The sequence below is a fragment of the Roseateles sp. P4_D2 genome (assembly GCF_056401875.1).
In genome coordinates this window covers 13,318-29,441 of record NZ_JBFUIM010000003.1, presented here as the reverse complement: position 1 = coordinate 29,441, position 16,124 = coordinate 13,318, and the positions used below count along the sequence as shown (strand labels likewise).

Genomic DNA, 16,124 nt, shown 5'->3' with positions numbered 1-16,124 from the left:
GCTGAAGAGCCAAGCCACTGGCTTGGCGCGGCCCGCAAGGCCGCGAAGCGCTACGGGGGTGGGTCATCCTTAGTGGTTCTTGTGGCCGGCGCCGAGGTAGGCCTCGATCACCTTTTCGTTGCGCTGCACGTCGTAGGGCGTGCCTTCGGCGATCTGCTTGCCGTAGTCCAGCACCGTGACCCGGTCGCACAGGCCCATGACCAGCTTCACGTCGTGCTCGATGAGCAGGATGGTGCGGCCGTCGTTGCGGATGCGGTCGATCAGCTCGCGCAGCACGACCTTCTCGGTCGCGTTCATGCCCGCGGCGGGTTCGTCCAGCGCGATCAGTTGCGGGTCGGTGGCCAGGGCTCGGGCGATCTCCAGACGGCGCTGGTCGCCATAGCTCAGCGTGCGGGCCTTGTAGTCTGCGTACTTGCCGATGCCGACATAGTCCAGCAGCTCCTGGGCGCGCGCCTTGATGGCGGCCTCCTCGGCCTTGAACTTGGGCGTGCGGAACACCGCGCCGATCAGGCCGGACTTGGTGCGGATGTGGCGGCCCACCATGACGTTCTCGATCGCCGTCATGTCGGCGAAGAGGCGGATGTTCTGGAAGGTGCGCGCGATGCCGGCCTTGGCGACCTGGTGCACGGCCTGCGGCGTGTAGGGCGTGCCGCCGAGCGAGAAGCTGCCGCCGTCCGGCACGTACAGGCCCGTGATGACGTTGAAGAAGGTCGTCTTGCCGGCGCCGTTGGGGCCGATGAGGCCGTACACCTGGCCGCGTTGGATCTGGATGCCGACGTCGGACAGGGCCTGCACGCCGCCGAAGCGCTTGGATGCGCCGCTGACGTTGAGAACGATGTTGTCGTGTTTGCTCATGTTGGTGTCCTCCCTCACTTCGCGGCAGGCGGGGCGACCTTGCCGTGCTCGGGCGCCGGCCACAGGCCGCGCGGACGGGCCAGCATGATGCCGATCATGGCCAGGGCCACCAGCAACTGGCGCAGGATGGAGGCGTCGAGGCGACCGTCAGTCATCTGCTGCAGCGGGCCGGCGACGTAGCGCAGCACCTCGGGCAGGGCCGACAGCATCAGCGCGCCGAGGATGACGCCGGGGATGTGGCCGATGCCGCCGAGCACAACCATCGCGACGATCATGACCGATTCCTGCAGGCTGAAGGACTCGGGCGACACGAAGCCCTGGAAGCTCGCGAACATCGCGCCCGACACGCCGCCGAAGGTGGCGCCCATGCCGAAGGCCAGCAGCTTCAGGTTGCGGGTGTTGATGCCCATGGCCTTGGCGGCGATCTCGTCCTCGCGGATGGCCATCCAGGCGCGGCCGATGCGGGAGTTCTCCAGCCGATAGCAGACCACCACGCCCCCCACCACGAGGGCCAGGAAGAGGTAGTAGTACAGCGTCACCGACGGCAGCGTGAAGCCGAACACCTCCCAGGACTTGCCCAGGTCCACGCCGAAGACGTGGAAGGAGTCGATCTGGCCGATGCCGCGCGGGCCGTTGGTGATGTTGACCGGGTACTCCAGGTTGTTCAGGAAGACGCGGATGATTTCGCCGAAGCCCAGCGTGACGATGGCGAGATAGTCGCCGCGCAGCTTCAGCGTTGGCGCCCCCAGCATCACGCCGAAGAAGGCTGCCAGCGCCGCTCCGGCCGGGATGACCAGCCACAGCGGCGAATGCAGGCCCGTCGGGAACGCGGCCTGGATGGCCTCGAAGTTCTCGCTCAGGTGCGGGCTGGACATCAGCGCGAACATGTAGGCGCCGACCGCATAGAAGGCGACGTAGCCGAGGTCCAGCAGGCCCGCATAGCCGACGACGATGTTCAGGCCCAGAGCCAGCAGCACGTAGAGCAGGGCCAGGTCGATGATGCGGACCGGGCCATTGCCAAGCTGCTGTGCAAACAACGGCACAACGAGCAGGCCGACGGCGGCCGCGAGGAAGGTGAAGAGTTTCTTGGTGTCCATGTCTTGTCTCCCTTCAGGCGCGATCGGCCACACGCTCGCCGAGCAGGCCCGAGGGGCGCAGCGTCAGCACGAGGATGAGGGCGACGAAGGCAAAGATGTCGGCGTAATGGCTGCCCAGCACGCCGCCGGTCAGGTCACCGAGGTAGCCGGCACCGATGGCTTCGATGAGGCCGAGCAGCACGCCGCCCACCACCGCGCCGGCCAGGTTGCCGATGCCGCCCAGCACCGCGGCCGTGAAGGCCTTCAGGCCGGGCATGAAGCCCATCGTGTGCTGCACGGTGCCGTAGTTGGCGGCCCACATCAGGCCGGCCACTGCGGCGAGCGCAGCGCCGATGACGAAGGTGGTGGAGATGATGAAGTCGGGCTTCACGCCCATCAAGCCGGCCACGCGCGGGTTCTCGGCGGTGGCGCGCATCGCGCGGCCCAGCTTGGTGTAGTTCACCAGGTACATCAGGCCGGCCAGGATGCAGACCGTCAGGCCCAGGATCAGGCATTGCGTGACGGTGATGACGGGGCCGCCCAGGTCGAACGGCGTGGTGGGCAGCAGCAGCGGGAAGGGCTTGGGATTCGGCTTCCAGATGATCATCGCCAGCACCTGCAGCAGCAGCGACATGCCCATGGCGGTGATCAGCGGCGCCAGGCGCGGCGCGTTGCGCAGCGGCCGGTAGGCGATCTTCTCGACTGCGTAGTTCAACGTCGCGCAGACGACGATGGCGGCGGCCAGGCCGATCAGCATCAGCAGCCAGCCGGGAATGCCGGAATCCGCCAGCAGCGTGACCAGCGTCCAGCTGACCATGGCGCCCACCATCAGGATCTCGCCGTGGGCGAAATTGATGAGGTTGATGATGCCGTAGACCATCGTGTAGCCCAGGGCGACGAGGGCATACATGCTCCCCAGCACCAGGCCGTTGATGATCTGTTGAATCAGAGTCTCCATGAGGGCTCCAGGAATAATTGTTGGGGCGCAGCATGCGCCAAGCGACCCGGGATAAATCGCAACCCTCGTGCCAATCAAGACGTTTCAAGGGTATTCACCGACGGTATGAAACCCTCGACCGTTTGATCCGTCCCCAGAGGGTGACCCTGGTCAGATTTCACGAGTGTCGACCAGCAAAAACTGGGCGGAAATCCGCACAAACCGCAGCGACTGCGAGCGGTTCTCCGCCAGCATCGAAAAAACTGCTGCAGGCGCTGTCGTGCGCGCCATCGCATGGGCAAACTACACGGCCCCGCCATGGTTGTGACTGCCTCTCTTCGCCCGCGCGCGCTGCGCCTCCTCCGCCTGCTGAGCCGGCCGGGCTTCCATCTCTTCCTGACAGGCTTGCTGATGGTGCTCGGCTTCGTGCTCGCGCACCGCATCAGTGAACGCAGCGGCCGCGAGCAGTTGTCGGCACTCAGCACCGAGCGGCTGGAGCTCTATGCCTCCAACCTTGCTGCCGAGCTGGGCCGACACGCCTCCCTGCCCAGCCTGCTGGCCATCGCGCCCACGCTGCAGGCGCTGATGCAGGCGCCCGAAGATGCGAACGCCCGCCGCGCCGCCAGCCAGATGCTGGCCCGCGTCAATGTGCGCGCCGGCACCCACCAGATCTTCGTCGCCGACGCCAGGGGCCAGGTCTTGTCGGCCAGCGAGGCGTTGGCGCCACCCGCTCGACTCACCGAAGCGCTGGCGCAGGGCCGCACCCACTTCTTCGCCGCCGACCCGACGACGGGCAGCACCGACTTCTATCTGCTGCACCCGCTGCGCGGGGCCAGCCAGGTGTCATCGGCGGGAGCGGGAGAGATCCCGCTCCGGGGCGTCATCGTCGTGCGCTTCAACCTCGCGCCACTGGAAGCGACGTGGATCGACCTCGGCCTGCGCTCGCAGAACGAACGCATCCTCATCGCTGACGATCAGGACGTCGTCATCATGAGCTCCGTGCAGGCCTGGAAGTACGCCGTGCTGGGCCACGCCGACCCGTCGCGCCGCCAGGCCCTGCAGGCCAGTGCGCGCTACCCGCAGGCCATCGGCCCCAACCTGGACCTGCCGGCCTCGCTGGAGGTGCACCAGGGCCAGCAGGTCAGCCTGCCTTTGCCCGGTGCCAAGCCCATGCTGGCCCAGCAGCGCCAGATCGTGCCGCTGGGCCTGCGCCTGGTGGCTCTGTCGGACCTGACCGAGGTGCGCCAGCGCGCCCAGCTCGCGGCCTGGGGCGGTGCAGCGTTTGGCGCCAGCATCGGCCTGCTCGTGCTCTATCTGTCGTCGCGCCGGCGCGCGCTGCGCCAGCTCACCAAAGCGCAAACGGAGCTGCAGCAGGCCCATGCCCTGCTCGAACAACTGGTGGACAGCCGCACCGCCGAGCTGCGCCAGACCAATGACGCGCTGAAGACCCAGATCGCCCAGCGCCTGCAGACCGAAGGCGAGTTGCTGCAGGCCAGCAAGCTTGCCGTGCTGGGTCAGATGTCGGCCGGGCTGTCGCACGAAGTCAACCAGCCGCTGACCGCCTTGCGCGCGCTGGCGCGCAACTCGATCCGCTTGCTGGAAGCCGGCCGCCAGGACGCGGTGGCGACCAATCTGCAGCTGATGGACGACATGGTCGAGCGCATGAGTCAGATCACGCGCCAGCTGAAGAGCTTTGCGCGCAAGGCCGATGAGCAGGTCACAGGCGCCGTGTCGCTGCTGGACTGCGTGCGCAACGCCCTGCTGCTGCTGGAGCACCGCAGCCGCGCGCTGGATGTGCAGGCCGAGATCGAGGTGCCCGCCGGCCTGCGCGTGCGGGCAGAGGCCAACCGGCTGGAGCAGGTGCTGGTCAACCTGTTCGGCAACGCCATTGACGCGATGCAGAACGAGGCCGAGCGCCAACTCCGCGTGCAGGTCATCGCACAGGATGGCGGGCGCCGCGCCCTGATGCGCGTGCAGGACAGCGGTGCCGGTGTCGGCGAGGCAGACCTGCAGCGCCTGTTCGAGCCCTTCTTCACCACCAAGCCCGCTGGCGAAGGCCTGGGACTGGGCCTGGTGATTTCAGCCAAGATCGTGCATGAGTTCGGCGGGGCGCTGCGTGCCCAACGCCTGGAGCACGGCATGAGTTTCGAGTTCGACCTTGCCGTCGAAACCTGGGCGGCAGTACCGGAGACGAAAGATGTTTGAAGGCTACAAGGTCGTGTTCGTCGAGGACGACCTGCCGGTGCGGGTCAGCCTCACGCAGACGCTGGAGCTGGAGGGCTTTGCCGTGCAACCTTGCCGCACGGCCGAGGAAGCCCTGCCCCACATCCAGCCCGGCGCACCCATCATCGTCATCACCGACGTGCGCCTGCCCGGCATGGATGGCCGCGCGCTGCTGGCCCATGTGCAGGCCACCGACGCGAGCATTCCCACCATCCTCATCACGGCCCACGGCGACGTGACCATGGCCGTGCAGTCCATGCGTGCCGGCGCCTACGACTTCATCGAAAAGCCCTTCGCGCCCGAGCGCCTGCTGGACGTGGCCCGCCGCGCCCTGGACCTGCGCACGCTGCGCCACTCGGCCGACGAGCTGCGCACGCAGCTGCAGCGCGCCAGCGGCATCGAGGCCGCGCTGCTGGGACAGTCTCCGGCCATGCAGCAGCTGCGCCGCCAGGTGCTGAATCTGGCCGGCACCTCGGCAGATGTGCTGATCGTCGGCGAGACCGGCACCGGCAAGGAGCTGGTGGCGCGCTGCCTGCACGACCAGAGCGCGCGCCGCGACCGCCATTTCGTTGCCATCAACTGCGGCGGCCTGCCCGAGGCGCTGTTCGAGAGCGAATTGTTCGGCCACGAGCCGGGCTCGTTCACGTCAGCCGCCAAGCGCCGCATTGGCAAGATCGAGCATGCCAACGGCGGCACACTGCTGCTGGACGAGATCGAGACCATGCCGATCGCGCTGCAGATCAAGCTGCTGCGCGTGCTGCAGGAGCGACGCATCGAGCGCCTGGGCTCCAACGAGGAGCTGCCGATCAACGTGCGCTTCATCGCCGCCAGCAAGTCGGACCTGCGCGAGCAGGCCGCCAAGAACGAGTTTCGCAGCGACCTTTATTACCGACTCAACATCGCCACGTTGACGCTGCCGCCGCTGCGCGAGCGCCGCGAGGACGTCCCGCTGCTGTTCCAGCACTTTGTCGTGCAAGCCTGTGCGCGCTACGAGCGTGCCGCGCCCGAGTTGACGCCCGAGAAGCTGCGCGAGCTGATGGCCCACGACTGGCCGGGCAATGTGCGCGAGATCCGCAACGCGGCCGACCGCTTCGTGCTTGCGCTTGACGACCTTGACCCCCAGGCCGCGCTGCAGGCCGTGCCGGCGCTCAACCTGGCGCGCCAGATGGACCTGGTCGAGAAGACGCTGATCGAGCAGGCCTTGCGCCGCTGCCACGGCAAGGTGCCCGCCGCGATGGAGCTGCTGGGCACGCCGCGCAAGACGCTGTACGACAAGCTGAACCGGCACGGCATCGTGCTGGACGACTTCCGCTAGCGATACTTCTCGGGATCCGGCGAGTCGGTCGGGTTCGCAATGACGCGGCGGAAGGCTGCACTCATCGGCAGCTTCAGGTTCAGCCCCTGCGACGGCAGCGGCGACTCGAACCAGCGGCGGTAGATCGCGTGGATCTCGCCGCTGCGGTAGAGGCTGTGCAGCACCTCATCCACCAACGCCTTGAACTGCGGATCATTCTTGCGCAGGCCGATGGCATAAGGCTCCACGGTCAGGGCCTGGTCGGAGATGCGGTAGTCGTCCGCGCCAGGGCCCTGCTGGGCCAGCAGCGCGCGCAGCAGCACGTCGTCCATCAGGAAGGCCGAGGCGCGGCCGCTGCGCAGCAGCTGGAAGCCTTCAGGGTCGTCCAGTCCGCCGAGGATGCGGATGCCCAAGCCCTGCTGGTCGTTGGCCTTGGCCAGATGCTGGATGCTGGTCGTGCCGATGGTGGACGCTACGGCCAAGCCGCGCAGGTCGGTCAGGCCCTGCACGCGCTCGGCGGCACGCGTCATCAGCCGAGTCTCGGCGATGAAGATGGTCAGCGAGAAGGCCTGCTGGCGCGCCCGCTCGGCGGTGTGCGTCGTGATGCCGCATTCCAGGTCCAGCGTGCCGTTGATGACCAGCGGCATGCGGGTGGCCGAAGCGACTTCGACGCGACGTACTTCGAGGTCGGGCAACTGCAGCTTGGTCCGCACCGCAGCGACGATGCGGTCGCAGAGCTCGACCGTGTAGCCGGTGGGGCGCAACTGGGCGTCGAGATAGGAGAAAGGCAGGGATGCCGGCCGGTAGCCGATGACGATGACGCCGGTGTCGCGCACCCGCGTGAGCGTCGGGCCGTCGGCCGCGTGTGCAGCCAAGGCGCACAGCGCGAGCAGGGCCGCGCTAAGTCGCTTCATCATCCAGGCGGCGCAGCTCGGCCAGCTTGTCGGCAATGCGCAGTTCCAGCCCGCGCGGCACGGGTTCGTACCAGCGCTGGCCTTCCAGCCCGTCTGGCAGGTATTGCTCGCCGGCCGCATAGCCATTGGGCTCGTCGTGGGCATAGCGATAGGCCTTGCCATAGCCCAGGTCCTTCATCAGCCGCGTCGGCGCATTGCGCAGATGCTCGGGTACCGGGCGGGTCTGGTCCTGCTTGATGAAGGCCTTCACCGCGTTGAAGGCCTTGTAGACGGCATTGGACTTGGGCGCGATGGCGAGGTAGACGACTGCCTCGGCCAAGGCGAGTTCACCCTCGGGCGTGCCCAGGCGCTCGTAGGTGTCGGCCGCATCCAGCGTGATGCGCAGCGCGCGCGGGTCGGCCAGGCCGATGTCCTCGCTGGCCATGCGGATCAGCCTGCGCGCGATGTAGCGGGCGTCGACGCCGCCATCCACCATGCGCACGAACCAGTACAGCGCCGCATCGGGATTGCTGCCACGAACCGACTTGTGCAGGGCGCTGATGACGTCGTAGAACTGGTCGCCACCCTTGTCGTAGCGGCGCAGCTGTTCGCCGAGGGTCCGCTCCAGCAGTGCTTCGTCGATGCGGGCGCCATTGGCGAGCGACGCGGCGGACTCCAGGGCGTTCAGCAGCCGGCGCGCATCGCCGTCAGCGTAGCCAATCAGTCGGTCGGCGGCTTCCTTCGTCGGCGCCTCGACACCGAGCTCCCTGGCGCCACGTTCGATCAGCTCCTGCAGCTCGCTCGCGTCCAGGCTCTTCAGCACCTGCACCTGGGCGCGCGACAGCAGCGCCGAGTTGACCTCGAAGCTGGGGTTCTCGGTCGTCGCGCCGATGAAGGTGAACAGGCCGGACTCGACATGCGGCAGGAAGGCGTCCTGCTGGGCCTTGTTGAAGCGGTGCACCTCGTCAACGAAGACAACCGTGCGCCGGCCTTGCTGCGCCGCGATCTGGGCGCGGTCCACCGCCTCGCGGATGTCCTTCACGCCACCCAGCACGGCCGAGATGGCGATGAACTGCGCGTCGAAGGCGCCGGCCACCAGGCGCGCCAGCGTCGTCTTGCCGACACCGGGCGGGCCCCACAGGATCATGCTCTGCAGCCGCCCCGCCTCGAAGGCCGCACGCAGCGGCATGCCTGGGCCTAGCAGATGGCGCTGGCCGATGACCTCGTCCAGCGTCTTCGGGCGCAGCCGTTCGGCCAGCGGCGGCGCGGGCGGGTCGGCGTCGAAGAGCGAACCGATGCTCACTGCTCGATCAGATCGGCCCCGGCCGGCAGCTTGAACTGGAAGCGCTCGGCCGCGACCGGCACATTGGCCTGCACGGCGCTGAAGTCCAGCCGCGAGCGCTGGCCGAAGCTGTCGACGATCTCCATCGCCGCCAGCTCCTTGCCCTTGAAGCCGAGCTTGAGCGATTGGATGGTGGATTCGGCCTGCTTGGGCGCCGCCTGCACCCAATCCAGGCCGCCGTCGCTCGCTTGAGACTTCAGCGTGAAGTCGCGTTCAAGATTGCTGCCGGCGAGCAGCGCCGCCGGCGTGGCGCCCAACGCGTCCGCCAACTTGCGCGAGCTGGCCTGGTTGAGGTCGGCGTCATAGATCCAGACCTTGTGGCCATCGGCGACGATGACTTGCTCGAAGGGCTTGGCATAGGCAAAGCGAAAGCGGTTGGGCCGCTCGAACTCGAAGCTGCCTGAAGAGACCTTCTTGCGCTTGCCGTCGGGCGACGTCACCGTTTGCGTGAAATTGGCCTTGCCGCTCTTCACGTCGCGGCCGAAGTCGCGCAGCGCATCGACCGCATCGGCGTGGGCGATGCCAGCAATGAGCAGCGTCAGGGAGAGCAGGAGTTTCTTCATTCGTCTCGTTTAGGAATGATCAGTTCACGGCTGCCGTTGGATGCCAGCGCGCCAACGAGGCCGGAGTTTTCCATCTGCTCCAGCAGCCGCGCGGCGCGGTTGTAGCCTATGCGCAGATGGCGTTGCACCAGCGAGATGGAAGCCTTGCGATGTTGTAGGACGATAGCCACGGCCTGGTCGTACATGGGGTCTTGCTCACCGCCGGCCTCGCCCGGCGCCGGCGCCTCGCCGTCGATGCCGTCGAGCACGCCACCTTCGAGAATGCCTTCGATGTAATTCGGTTCGCCCTGGGACTTGATGTACTCCACAACGCGGTGCACCTCGTCGTCGCTGACAAAGGCGCCATGCACGCGGATGGGCAGGCCGGTGCCCGAGGGCATGTAGAGCATGTCGCCCATGCCGAGCAGCGCCTCGGCGCCCATCTGGTCGAGGATGGTGCGGCTGTCGATCTTGGAGCTGACCTGGAAGGACAGGCGGGTCGGGATGTTGGCCTTGATGAGGCCGGTGATGACGTCCACCGACGGCCGCTGCGTGGCCAGGATCAGGTGGATGCCGGCCGCGCGCGCCTTCTGCGCCAGGCGAGCGATCAGTTCCTCGATCTTCTTGCCGACGACCATCATCAGGTCGGCCAGTTCGTCGATGACGACGACGATGAACGGCAGGCGCTCCAGCGGTTCGGGTTCTTCGTTGTTCAGCGCGAACGGATTCGGAATGCTGATGCCGTTGGCCTTGGCCTCGTCGATCTTCTTGTTGTAGCCGGCGAGGTTGCGCACGCCCATCTTGGACATGAGCTTGTAGCGCCGCTCCATCTCGCCAACGCACCAGTTCAGCGCATTGCTGGCCTGCTTCATGTCCGTCACGACCGGTGCCAGCAGATGCGGGATGCCTTCGTAGACGCTCATCTCCAGCATCTTGGGGTCGATGAGGATGAGGCGCACATCACGGGCCTCGGCCTTGTAGAGCAGGCTGAGGATCATCGCGTTGATGCCCACTGACTTGCCCGAACCGGTCGTGCCGGCCACGAGGCAATGCGGCATCTTGGCAAGGTCGGCGACGATGGGCAGGCCGACGATGTCCTTGCCCAGGCCCATGGTCAGCTGGGACGACGCGTCCGCGTAGACCTGCGAGCCGAGGATTTCGGACAGGCGGATGGTCTGGCGGCGCGCGTTGGGCAGCTCCAGCGCCATGTAGTTCTTGCCCGGGATGGTCTCGACGACGCGGATGGACACGAGGCTCAAGGAGCGCGCCAGGTCCTTGGCGAGGCCGACGATCTGCGAGCCCTTCACACCGGTGGCCGGTTCGATCTCATAGCGCGTGATGACCGGGCCGGGGGATGCGGCGACCACATGCACCTCGACGCCGAAGTCGCGCAGCTTCTTCTCGATGAGGCGGCTGGTCATTTCCAGCGATTCAGGCGTGACCGTCTCCTGGCGGCCGGGTGCGGCGTCCAGCAAGTCAACTTGCGGGAGCTTGGCGTCGCCGGCGTCGACGAACAACGTCTGCTGGCGCTCCTTGGCCACCCGCGTGGACTGGGGCACCTCGACGACCGGCGCCTCGATGACGAGCGGCGCGTGGTCGGCTCCACCTTGTTCCCACTGGCGTTCGGCTTGGCGCTCGACCTCGACCTCCTGCTCGCGCTCCTTCACCGCCTGCTCACCGGCCTTCTGATCGGCCTTCATCTCGCGCTGCTCGATGCGCTTCTCGCGCAACTGCTCGATACGCTCACCGATGCGCTCCGCCAGATGCCCCCAGGAGAAGCGGAATGCCCAGGCCATGCCGGTCAGCAGCAGCACGATCCAGACAACGCCGGAGCCGGCAAAGCCCAGGCCCCTCATACCCAGGGGCCCGAGCGCATAGCCGACCAGGCCGCCGGCATGGCCGGGCAGGCGCGCCTCGAGGGCATAGAGGCGGCTCCACTCCAGCGCGCAACTCGCGCCGATGAGCAGCACGATGCCAGCCCAGAACCGCGCGCGCTGGCTCCAGCGCAGCACGGGGTCCACGTCATGGCGCAACAGCCCGGCCAGGCTGCGCAGCCAGCCGCGCAGGGCCAGCAGCGGCAACCACCAGGCGGAAAAGCCGAACAGGAACAGCAGGCCGTCCGATAACCAGGCGCCAAAGCTGCCAACGCGGTTGCCGACGAGGTCTCGCTGGCCGCTGGTGCTGAAGGCAGCGTCGCGCAGGTCGTGCGTCGCCATCGCCAGCACGAGCAGCGCGAGCAGCAGGGCCGTCAACGCCAGCCACAGCGGCGTGCGCAGCAGCCGCGAGGCGGCTGACGGCGGGGCCACTTCGCGCTTGGGCGCCTGGCGGCGGGTGGGTTTGGCGGGAGCGGCGGGTTCGCCGGCGGCATCGTCACCGCCCAGCAGGGAACCGAGGGGAAAACTCATCCCCGCATTGTCGCTGTCAATCGTGGGTCAGCCGTTCCTTGATGACCACCGAACCGTTCTCAAGCGTTTCAATGACGCCGCGCTCTTCCAGGTCCTTCATGACCCGGCTGACCATCTCGCGCGAGGCGCCGACGACCTTGGCCATGTCCTGGCGCGAAACCTTGCCGCGGATCAGCTTGATGCCCTTCTCGTCCTCGGACATGTCAAGCAACGTGCGCGCCACGCGGCCATAGACGTCCAGCAGCGCGAGCGACTCGATCTGCCGGTCGGCATTGCGCAAGCGCGCCACCAGCCCGCGCAGGATGCCGTAGGAGAGGCTGCTGCTCTCGGGCAGGCAGCGCGCGAACTCCAGGCGGCCGAGCACCAGCATGTCGGTCTGCACCTCGGCGCGCACCGTGGCCGAGTGGGGCTCGTTGTCGATGAGGCTCATCTCGCCCACGTAGTCGCCCGACTGCAGCACGGCCAGAATGACCTCGCGGCCGCGGTGGTCGGCCGTCAGCACGCGGGCACGGCCGTTGAGCAGGATGAAGAGGGCGTTGGACTTGGTGCCCTGCTCGACGATCAGTTCGCCGCGCTTGAAGCGGCGCTTGACGACGCTGTCGGCGATGGATTGGGCCTGATCGGTGGTCAGCATCGAGAACAGCGGAACACGGCGGATCAGGTCGAGGTTGGAAATCATCGCCATATGCAGTCTCCAGGTTTGGGCCCCAGGCAAGCGGCAAGAAATGCGCCTGCCTAAAATGGCGTGCATTGTGCACACGCGGCAGGCTTCTCCGCATCGGGTAAGGCCGGGGTTTTCACCCCTAAGACTACCTTGCGAGCCGTTAACCCGCCCTCACCTTCCCTGCCATGACCGCTACGACCCAACACCACGGCCTACTTATCCTCGGTTCCGGCCCCGCCGGCTACACCGCCGCCATCTACGCTGCACGCGCTAATCTCAAGCCTACGCTGATCACGGGCATGGCCCAAGGGGGTCAACTCATGACCACGACGGAGGTCGACAACTGGCCGGCCGACGTGATGGGCGTGCAGGGCCCCGAGCTGATGCAGCGCTTCCAGCAGCATGCCGAGCGCTTCCAGACCCAGATCGTCTTTGACCACATCAATGCGGTCGACTTCTCCAAGCGCCCCTTCACGCTGACTGGCGACAGCGGCACCTACACCTGCGACGCGCTGATCATCGCGACCGGCGCCTCTGCAAAATACCTCGGCTTGGACTCCGAACAGGCCTTCATGGGCCGCGGGGTCAGTGGTTGCGCGACCTGCGACGGCTTTTTCTACCGCGGCCAGGAAGTCTGCGTCGTCGGCGGCGGCAACACGGCCGTCGAAGAGGCGCTGTATCTGTCGAACATCGCCAGCACGGTGCACCTGATCCATCGCCGCGACAAGTTCCGCGCCGAACCCATCCTCATCGACAAGCTCAAGGAGAAGGCCGACGCCGGCAAGATCGTGCTGCATTTCTTCCAGCAGCTCGACGAGGTGCTGGGCGATGCCTCGGGCGTGACCGGTGTGCGCATCCGCAGCACGCTGGACGACAGCAAATCGGAAATCAAGCTGCACGGCTGCTTCATCGCCATCGGCCACCAGCCCAACACCGACATCTTCAAGGGCCAGCTGGAGATGAAAGACGGCTACATCATCACCAAGAGCGGCCTGAACGGCTTTGCGACGATGACCAGCGTGCCGGGCGTCTTCGCGGCCGGTGACGTGCAGGATCACATCTACCGCCAGGCCATCACCAGCGCCGGCACGGGTTGCATGGCCGCGCTGGACGCCCAGCGCTTCCTGGACCAGGAAAACGGTTGACCCCTCGTCCGGTCTCGCCCCACTGAACGCGGGCGGGTCCAGCCGGTCCCCCGAGGGGACTGCGATGCTCTCGGCATCGAGCCGCGAGCACATCGCCCGACGGGCCGGCTCGGGAGCGGCCCAGCGCTCGGCCCGGAAGGCGTAGCACGGCCTTCCTGGCCCGCGGGTTTTCCGCTACACTCGCGGGCTTGCCTGCTGGATGGACCGCATCCAAAGCGTTGATTCGAAAGAATTTCGCCTGAGGATTAGCAGGCATATGCGGTCAAAGGGCCGCTCGAAAAGTTCGGGCGGCTGGTCAAAGAAGTCAAACCGGAGAAGCGTCATGGCACGCGTCTGTCAAGTCACGGGCAAGAAGCCCATGGTCGGGAACAACGTTTCCCACGCCAACAACAAAACCAAGCGTCGGTTCCTGCCGAACCTGCAATACCGCCGTTTCTGGGTGGAATCGGAAAATCGCTGGATTCGCCTGCGCATCACGAATGCCGCTCTGCGTTTGATCGACAAGGTCGGCATTGACCAAGTCGTCGCCGATCTGCGCGCCAAGGGCGCGCTCTGATCGTCGCTCACTGACCTACTGAAGGAATACGACCATGGCATCCAAAGGCGGCCGCGAAAAGATCAAGCTGGAGTCCACTGCGGGCACCGGCCACTTTTACACGACGAACAAGAACAAGAAGACCACGCCCGAAAAGCTCGAATTCATGAAATTCGACCCCAAGGCGCGCAAGCACGTCCTGTACAAGGAAATCAAGCTGAAGTGATGAATGGCGGCGCGAGCCGCCAACGCACGCAAGCAAAACAAAACCCGCCAAGCGGCAACGCTGGCGGGTTTTTGCGTTTCTGACGAGGCGGCGTCAGCGCGCCGCGGTCACTGTGGCGCCAAACTCTTGCTTGAACCAGCGATCAAGCATGCGCTTTTCATAGCGCAGCGTGTCCCCACTTGAATAGCCATTGAAGCCGTCCTGGTAGTTCATGTCACGCAGCTTGACCTCGCCCTGCCGGACGACCTTTTCGCCCTCTCGTACTTCGTAGTTGAAGGCGATGGACGGCAGTGTGACGGTGCGCATGACGCGCAGCCATTGCATGCGGCGGCCGAACGGCTCGACCTCGCCGGCCAGATCCACGTCGGTCACGTTGATCCGCACATCCCGGCCCGGAAGGCGCTTGCCGACCTGCTCGACAAGATAGGCTTCGATGTCCTTCAGCACCTCGGGCTGGCGGAAGCCGTTGTTGTCCTTGATGTCCGAGAACTTCTCGGAACCGATGAAATTCACCTGCACATCGGCGCGCGCGGTGGCGGCCAGGGCGAACAGGGCAACGGCAATCCAGCGGTATTTCATGGCAAGCCTCCTAAGCAAATCAGCGACTGCATACGTCAAGTCTAGGCCAGCCCAAGAAAAAGGGCGCCCGACGGGGCGCCCTTTACTTCAGGAAACCAAAGCTCAGGCGTGAGCAGCGCGCAAGCGCATCGAGAAAGCCTGCAGTTCGGCAATACCGCTCTCCTCGGCGCGGCGGCACCAGGCCTGCAAGTCGGCGACGAGTTGCTCGGCCGACACATTCGTGCGCGTCCACATCTGGCGCAGTTCCTCGCGCATGGTCACCAGCTTGTCGATGACCGGGCTGGCAGCGCGGGCATTCGCGAGGTCGCCGTGCACGGCGACCGGGATGCGCTCCTCGTCGCGGTGCAGCCAGCGTTGGGCCTGCTTGAACTCCTCAAACCGCGCGCTGTGCTTGCCGCCCTCGGCCTTGATTTTGGCCAACTCGGCGGCGCAGGCCGCTTTCAGGTCACGGGCATAGCTGGCCATGACTTCGTAGCGATTGGCGATCAGTGCCTCGAGCGTGCGCGCGTCGGCCGGCTTGATTTCACCCAGGCTCAACTTGGGTGCCGTCTTGCGGACCTTGGCCATGCCCAGCATTTCCAGGCCACGGATATACATCCAGCCAATGTCGAACTCGTAGGGCTTGACCGAGAACTTGGCGGACGTCGGGTAGGTGTGGTGATTGTTGTGCAGTTCTTCGCCGCCAACGATCAGCGTCCAAGGCGTCAGATTGGTCGACGCGTCGGGTGCTTCGAAATTGCGATAACCCCAGTAGTGGCCGATGCCATTGATGACGCCGGCAGCCCAGATTGGAATCCAGATCATCTGGATGGCCCAGATGGTGGCGCCAATGGCACCGAACAGCGCCATGTTGACGATCAGCAGCAGCGCGACGCCCTGCCAGCTGTACTTGGTGTACAGGTTGCGCTCGATCCAGTCCTCGGGCGTGCCGCGGCTGTACTTGGCAATCGTCTCGGCATTCTTGGCCTCGGTGCGGTACAGCTCAGCGCCTTCGGCCAGCACCTTCTTCAGGCCGCGGGTCTGCGGGCTGTGGGGGTCTTCCTCGGTTTCGCACTTGGCGTGGTGCTTGCGGTGGATGGCAACCCATTCGCGGGTGACCATGCCCGTCGTCAGCCAGAGCCAGAAGCGGAAGAAATGCGACGGGATGGGACCGAGATCCAGCGAGCGGTGAGCCTGTGCGCGATGCAGGAAGATCGTGACCGAAGCGATCGTGATGTGGGTCACAACCAGCGTAAAGATCACTAATTGCCAGGCGCTGAAACCCAACAGGCCATCGGCCAGCCAGTTCATCAGCGCGTTCAGGATGTCGTTCATGCGTCCAAGACCTCGGCCACAGCGGCCATGCAAAGGAATGTCAATTGTAGAGGAGAGCCCCCAAATTCAAGGGGTTTGGCGCACCGTATTCAGG

At 66.0% G+C, this 16,124-nt stretch carries 15 protein-coding genes; 5 read left to right on the top strand and 10 right to left on the bottom strand.

The features are described from left to right. Window positions 1–69 precede the first annotated feature (69 nt). The 3 genes from AC1DW0_RS05990 to AC1DW0_RS05980 are packed head-to-tail and all read right to left on the bottom strand — an operon-like array spanning window position 70 to window position 2,889. Entirely contained in the window at window positions 70–855 is a 786-nt protein-coding gene (locus tag AC1DW0_RS05990; protein WP_056196261.1) for an ABC transporter ATP-binding protein, read from the bottom strand. A gap of 14 nt (window positions 856–869) precedes the next feature. Further along, window positions 870–1,952 carry a branched-chain amino acid ABC transporter permease gene (locus tag AC1DW0_RS05985; RefSeq protein WP_477945167.1) on the bottom strand — a complete coding sequence of 361 codons (1,083 nt, stop codon included), beginning with the start codon at window positions 1,950–1,952 and terminating at the stop codon, window positions 870–872. Between the two features lie 13 nt (window positions 1,953–1,965). Continuing rightward, window positions 1,966–2,889, bottom strand: a complete 924-nt coding sequence (locus tag AC1DW0_RS05980; RefSeq protein ID WP_056196256.1) for a branched-chain amino acid ABC transporter permease — start codon at window positions 2,887–2,889, stop codon at window positions 1,966–1,968. Window positions 2,890–3,186: 297 nt separating this feature from the next. Here AC1DW0_RS05980 and AC1DW0_RS05975 point away from each other — a divergent pair, with 297 nt between their 5' ends. Next, window positions 3,187–5,073 (top strand): sensor histidine kinase, encoded by a 1,887-nt coding sequence (locus AC1DW0_RS05975; RefSeq protein ID WP_477945166.1) that lies wholly within the window; start codon window positions 3,187–3,189, stop codon window positions 5,071–5,073. Beyond that, window positions 5,066–6,406: a sigma-54-dependent transcriptional regulator gene (locus AC1DW0_RS05970; protein WP_457355155.1), complete on the top strand. Its 1,341-nt coding sequence runs from the start codon at window positions 5,066–5,068 to the stop codon at window positions 6,404–6,406. The genes AC1DW0_RS05975 and AC1DW0_RS05970 overlap by 8 nt, the downstream gene beginning before the upstream one ends. On the opposite strand, the gene AC1DW0_RS05965 is transcribed toward AC1DW0_RS05970, so the two are convergent. The 5 genes from AC1DW0_RS05965 to AC1DW0_RS05945 are packed head-to-tail and all read right to left on the bottom strand — an operon-like array spanning window position 6,403 to window position 12,252. Further along, window positions 6,403–7,302: an amino acid ABC transporter substrate-binding protein gene (locus tag AC1DW0_RS05965; RefSeq protein ID WP_457355156.1), complete on the bottom strand. Its 900-nt coding sequence runs from the start codon at window positions 7,300–7,302 to the stop codon at window positions 6,403–6,405. The two genes, AC1DW0_RS05970 and AC1DW0_RS05965, sit on opposite strands and share 4 nt — an antisense overlap. Next, window positions 7,286–8,575 (bottom strand): replication-associated recombination protein A, encoded by a 1,290-nt coding sequence (locus tag AC1DW0_RS05960; protein ID WP_457355166.1) that lies wholly within the window; start codon window positions 8,573–8,575, stop codon window positions 7,286–7,288. The genes AC1DW0_RS05965 and AC1DW0_RS05960 overlap by 17 nt, the downstream gene beginning before the upstream one ends. A 2-nt stretch (window positions 8,576–8,577) precedes the next feature. Beyond that, entirely contained in the window at window positions 8,578–9,183 is a 606-nt protein-coding gene (gene lolA / locus AC1DW0_RS05955; RefSeq protein ID WP_056196247.1) for an outer membrane lipoprotein periplasmic chaperone LolA, read from the bottom strand. Then, on the bottom strand, window positions 9,180–11,567 hold the full coding sequence (locus AC1DW0_RS05950) for a DNA translocase FtsK (RefSeq protein WP_457324797.1): 2,388 nt from the start codon (window positions 11,565–11,567) through the stop codon (window positions 9,180–9,182). The genes lolA and AC1DW0_RS05950 overlap by 4 nt, the downstream gene beginning before the upstream one ends. 16 nt (window positions 11,568–11,583) lie before the next feature. Next, window positions 11,584–12,252 carry a Crp/Fnr family transcriptional regulator gene (locus AC1DW0_RS05945; RefSeq protein ID WP_056196243.1) on the bottom strand — a complete coding sequence of 223 codons (669 nt, stop codon included), beginning with the start codon at window positions 12,250–12,252 and terminating at the stop codon, window positions 11,584–11,586. A 164-nt stretch (window positions 12,253–12,416) separates the two neighbouring features. On the opposite strand from AC1DW0_RS05945, the gene trxB reads away from it, so the two are divergent. From trxB to rpmG, 3 genes are all read left to right on the top strand, one after another. Next, window positions 12,417–13,376 (top strand): thioredoxin-disulfide reductase, encoded by a 960-nt coding sequence (gene trxB / locus AC1DW0_RS05940; RefSeq protein WP_056196236.1) that lies wholly within the window; start codon window positions 12,417–12,419, stop codon window positions 13,374–13,376. A 322-nt stretch (window positions 13,377–13,698) separates the two neighbouring features. Beyond that, a complete protein-coding gene (rpmB, locus tag AC1DW0_RS05935) occupies window positions 13,699–13,932 on the top strand; it encodes a 50S ribosomal protein L28 (RefSeq protein WP_056196235.1) in 234 nt (77 codons plus the stop codon). Between the two features lie 34 nt (window positions 13,933–13,966). Further along, window positions 13,967–14,137 (top strand): 50S ribosomal protein L33, encoded by a 171-nt coding sequence (gene rpmG / locus AC1DW0_RS05930; RefSeq protein WP_025564431.1) that lies wholly within the window; start codon window positions 13,967–13,969, stop codon window positions 14,135–14,137. 93 nt (window positions 14,138–14,230) lie between these two features. Here rpmG and AC1DW0_RS05925 read toward each other — a convergent pair whose 3' ends face one another. Together AC1DW0_RS05925 and AC1DW0_RS05920 are read right to left on the bottom strand one after the other, a co-directional pair. Then, window positions 14,231–14,716, bottom strand: coding sequence for a DUF3016 domain-containing protein (locus AC1DW0_RS05925; RefSeq protein WP_056196232.1), 486 nt, complete (start codon window positions 14,714–14,716; stop codon window positions 14,231–14,233). Window positions 14,717–14,818: 102 nt separating this feature from the next. Next, entirely contained in the window at window positions 14,819–16,030 is a 1,212-nt protein-coding gene (locus AC1DW0_RS05920) for a DesA family fatty acid desaturase (protein WP_457355157.1), read from the bottom strand. Between the last annotated feature and the right edge of the window lie 94 nt (window positions 16,031–16,124).

Bases quoted from the DNA above. Each gene is read 5' to 3' on its own strand.
- AC1DW0_RS05990 (WP_056196261.1), bottom strand. From the start codon at position 855: ATGAGCAAACACGACAACATCGTTCTCAACGTCAGCGGCGCATCCAAG.
- AC1DW0_RS05985 (WP_477945167.1), bottom strand. From the start codon at position 1,952: ATGGACACCAAGAAACTCTTCACCTTCCTCGCGGCCGCCGTCGGCCTG.
- AC1DW0_RS05980 (WP_056196256.1), bottom strand. From the start codon at position 2,889: ATGGAGACTCTGATTCAACAGATCATCAACGGCCTGGTGCTGGGGAGC.
- AC1DW0_RS05975 (WP_477945166.1), top strand. From the start codon at position 3,187: ATGGTTGTGACTGCCTCTCTTCGCCCGCGCGCGCTGCGCCTCCTCCGC.
- AC1DW0_RS05970 (WP_457355155.1), top strand. From the start codon at position 5,066: ATGTTTGAAGGCTACAAGGTCGTGTTCGTCGAGGACGACCTGCCGGTG.
- AC1DW0_RS05965 (WP_457355156.1), bottom strand. From the start codon at position 7,302: ATGATGAAGCGACTTAGCGCGGCCCTGCTCGCGCTGTGCGCCTTGGCT.
- lolA (WP_056196247.1), bottom strand. From the start codon at position 9,183: ATGAAGAAACTCCTGCTCTCCCTGACGCTGCTCATTGCTGGCATCGCC.
- AC1DW0_RS05950 (WP_457324797.1), bottom strand. From the start codon at position 11,567: ATGAGTTTTCCCCTCGGTTCCCTGCTGGGCGGTGACGATGCCGCCGGC.
- AC1DW0_RS05945 (WP_056196243.1), bottom strand. From the start codon at position 12,252: ATGGCGATGATTTCCAACCTCGACCTGATCCGCCGTGTTCCGCTGTTC.
- trxB (WP_056196236.1), top strand. From the start codon at position 12,417: ATGACCGCTACGACCCAACACCACGGCCTACTTATCCTCGGTTCCGGC.
- rpmB (WP_056196235.1), top strand. From the start codon at position 13,699: ATGGCACGCGTCTGTCAAGTCACGGGCAAGAAGCCCATGGTCGGGAAC.
- rpmG (WP_025564431.1), top strand. From the start codon at position 13,967: ATGGCATCCAAAGGCGGCCGCGAAAAGATCAAGCTGGAGTCCACTGCG.
- AC1DW0_RS05925 (WP_056196232.1), bottom strand. From the start codon at position 14,716: ATGAAATACCGCTGGATTGCCGTTGCCCTGTTCGCCCTGGCCGCCACC.
- AC1DW0_RS05920 (WP_457355157.1), bottom strand. From the start codon at position 16,030: ATGAACGACATCCTGAACGCGCTGATGAACTGGCTGGCCGATGGCCTG.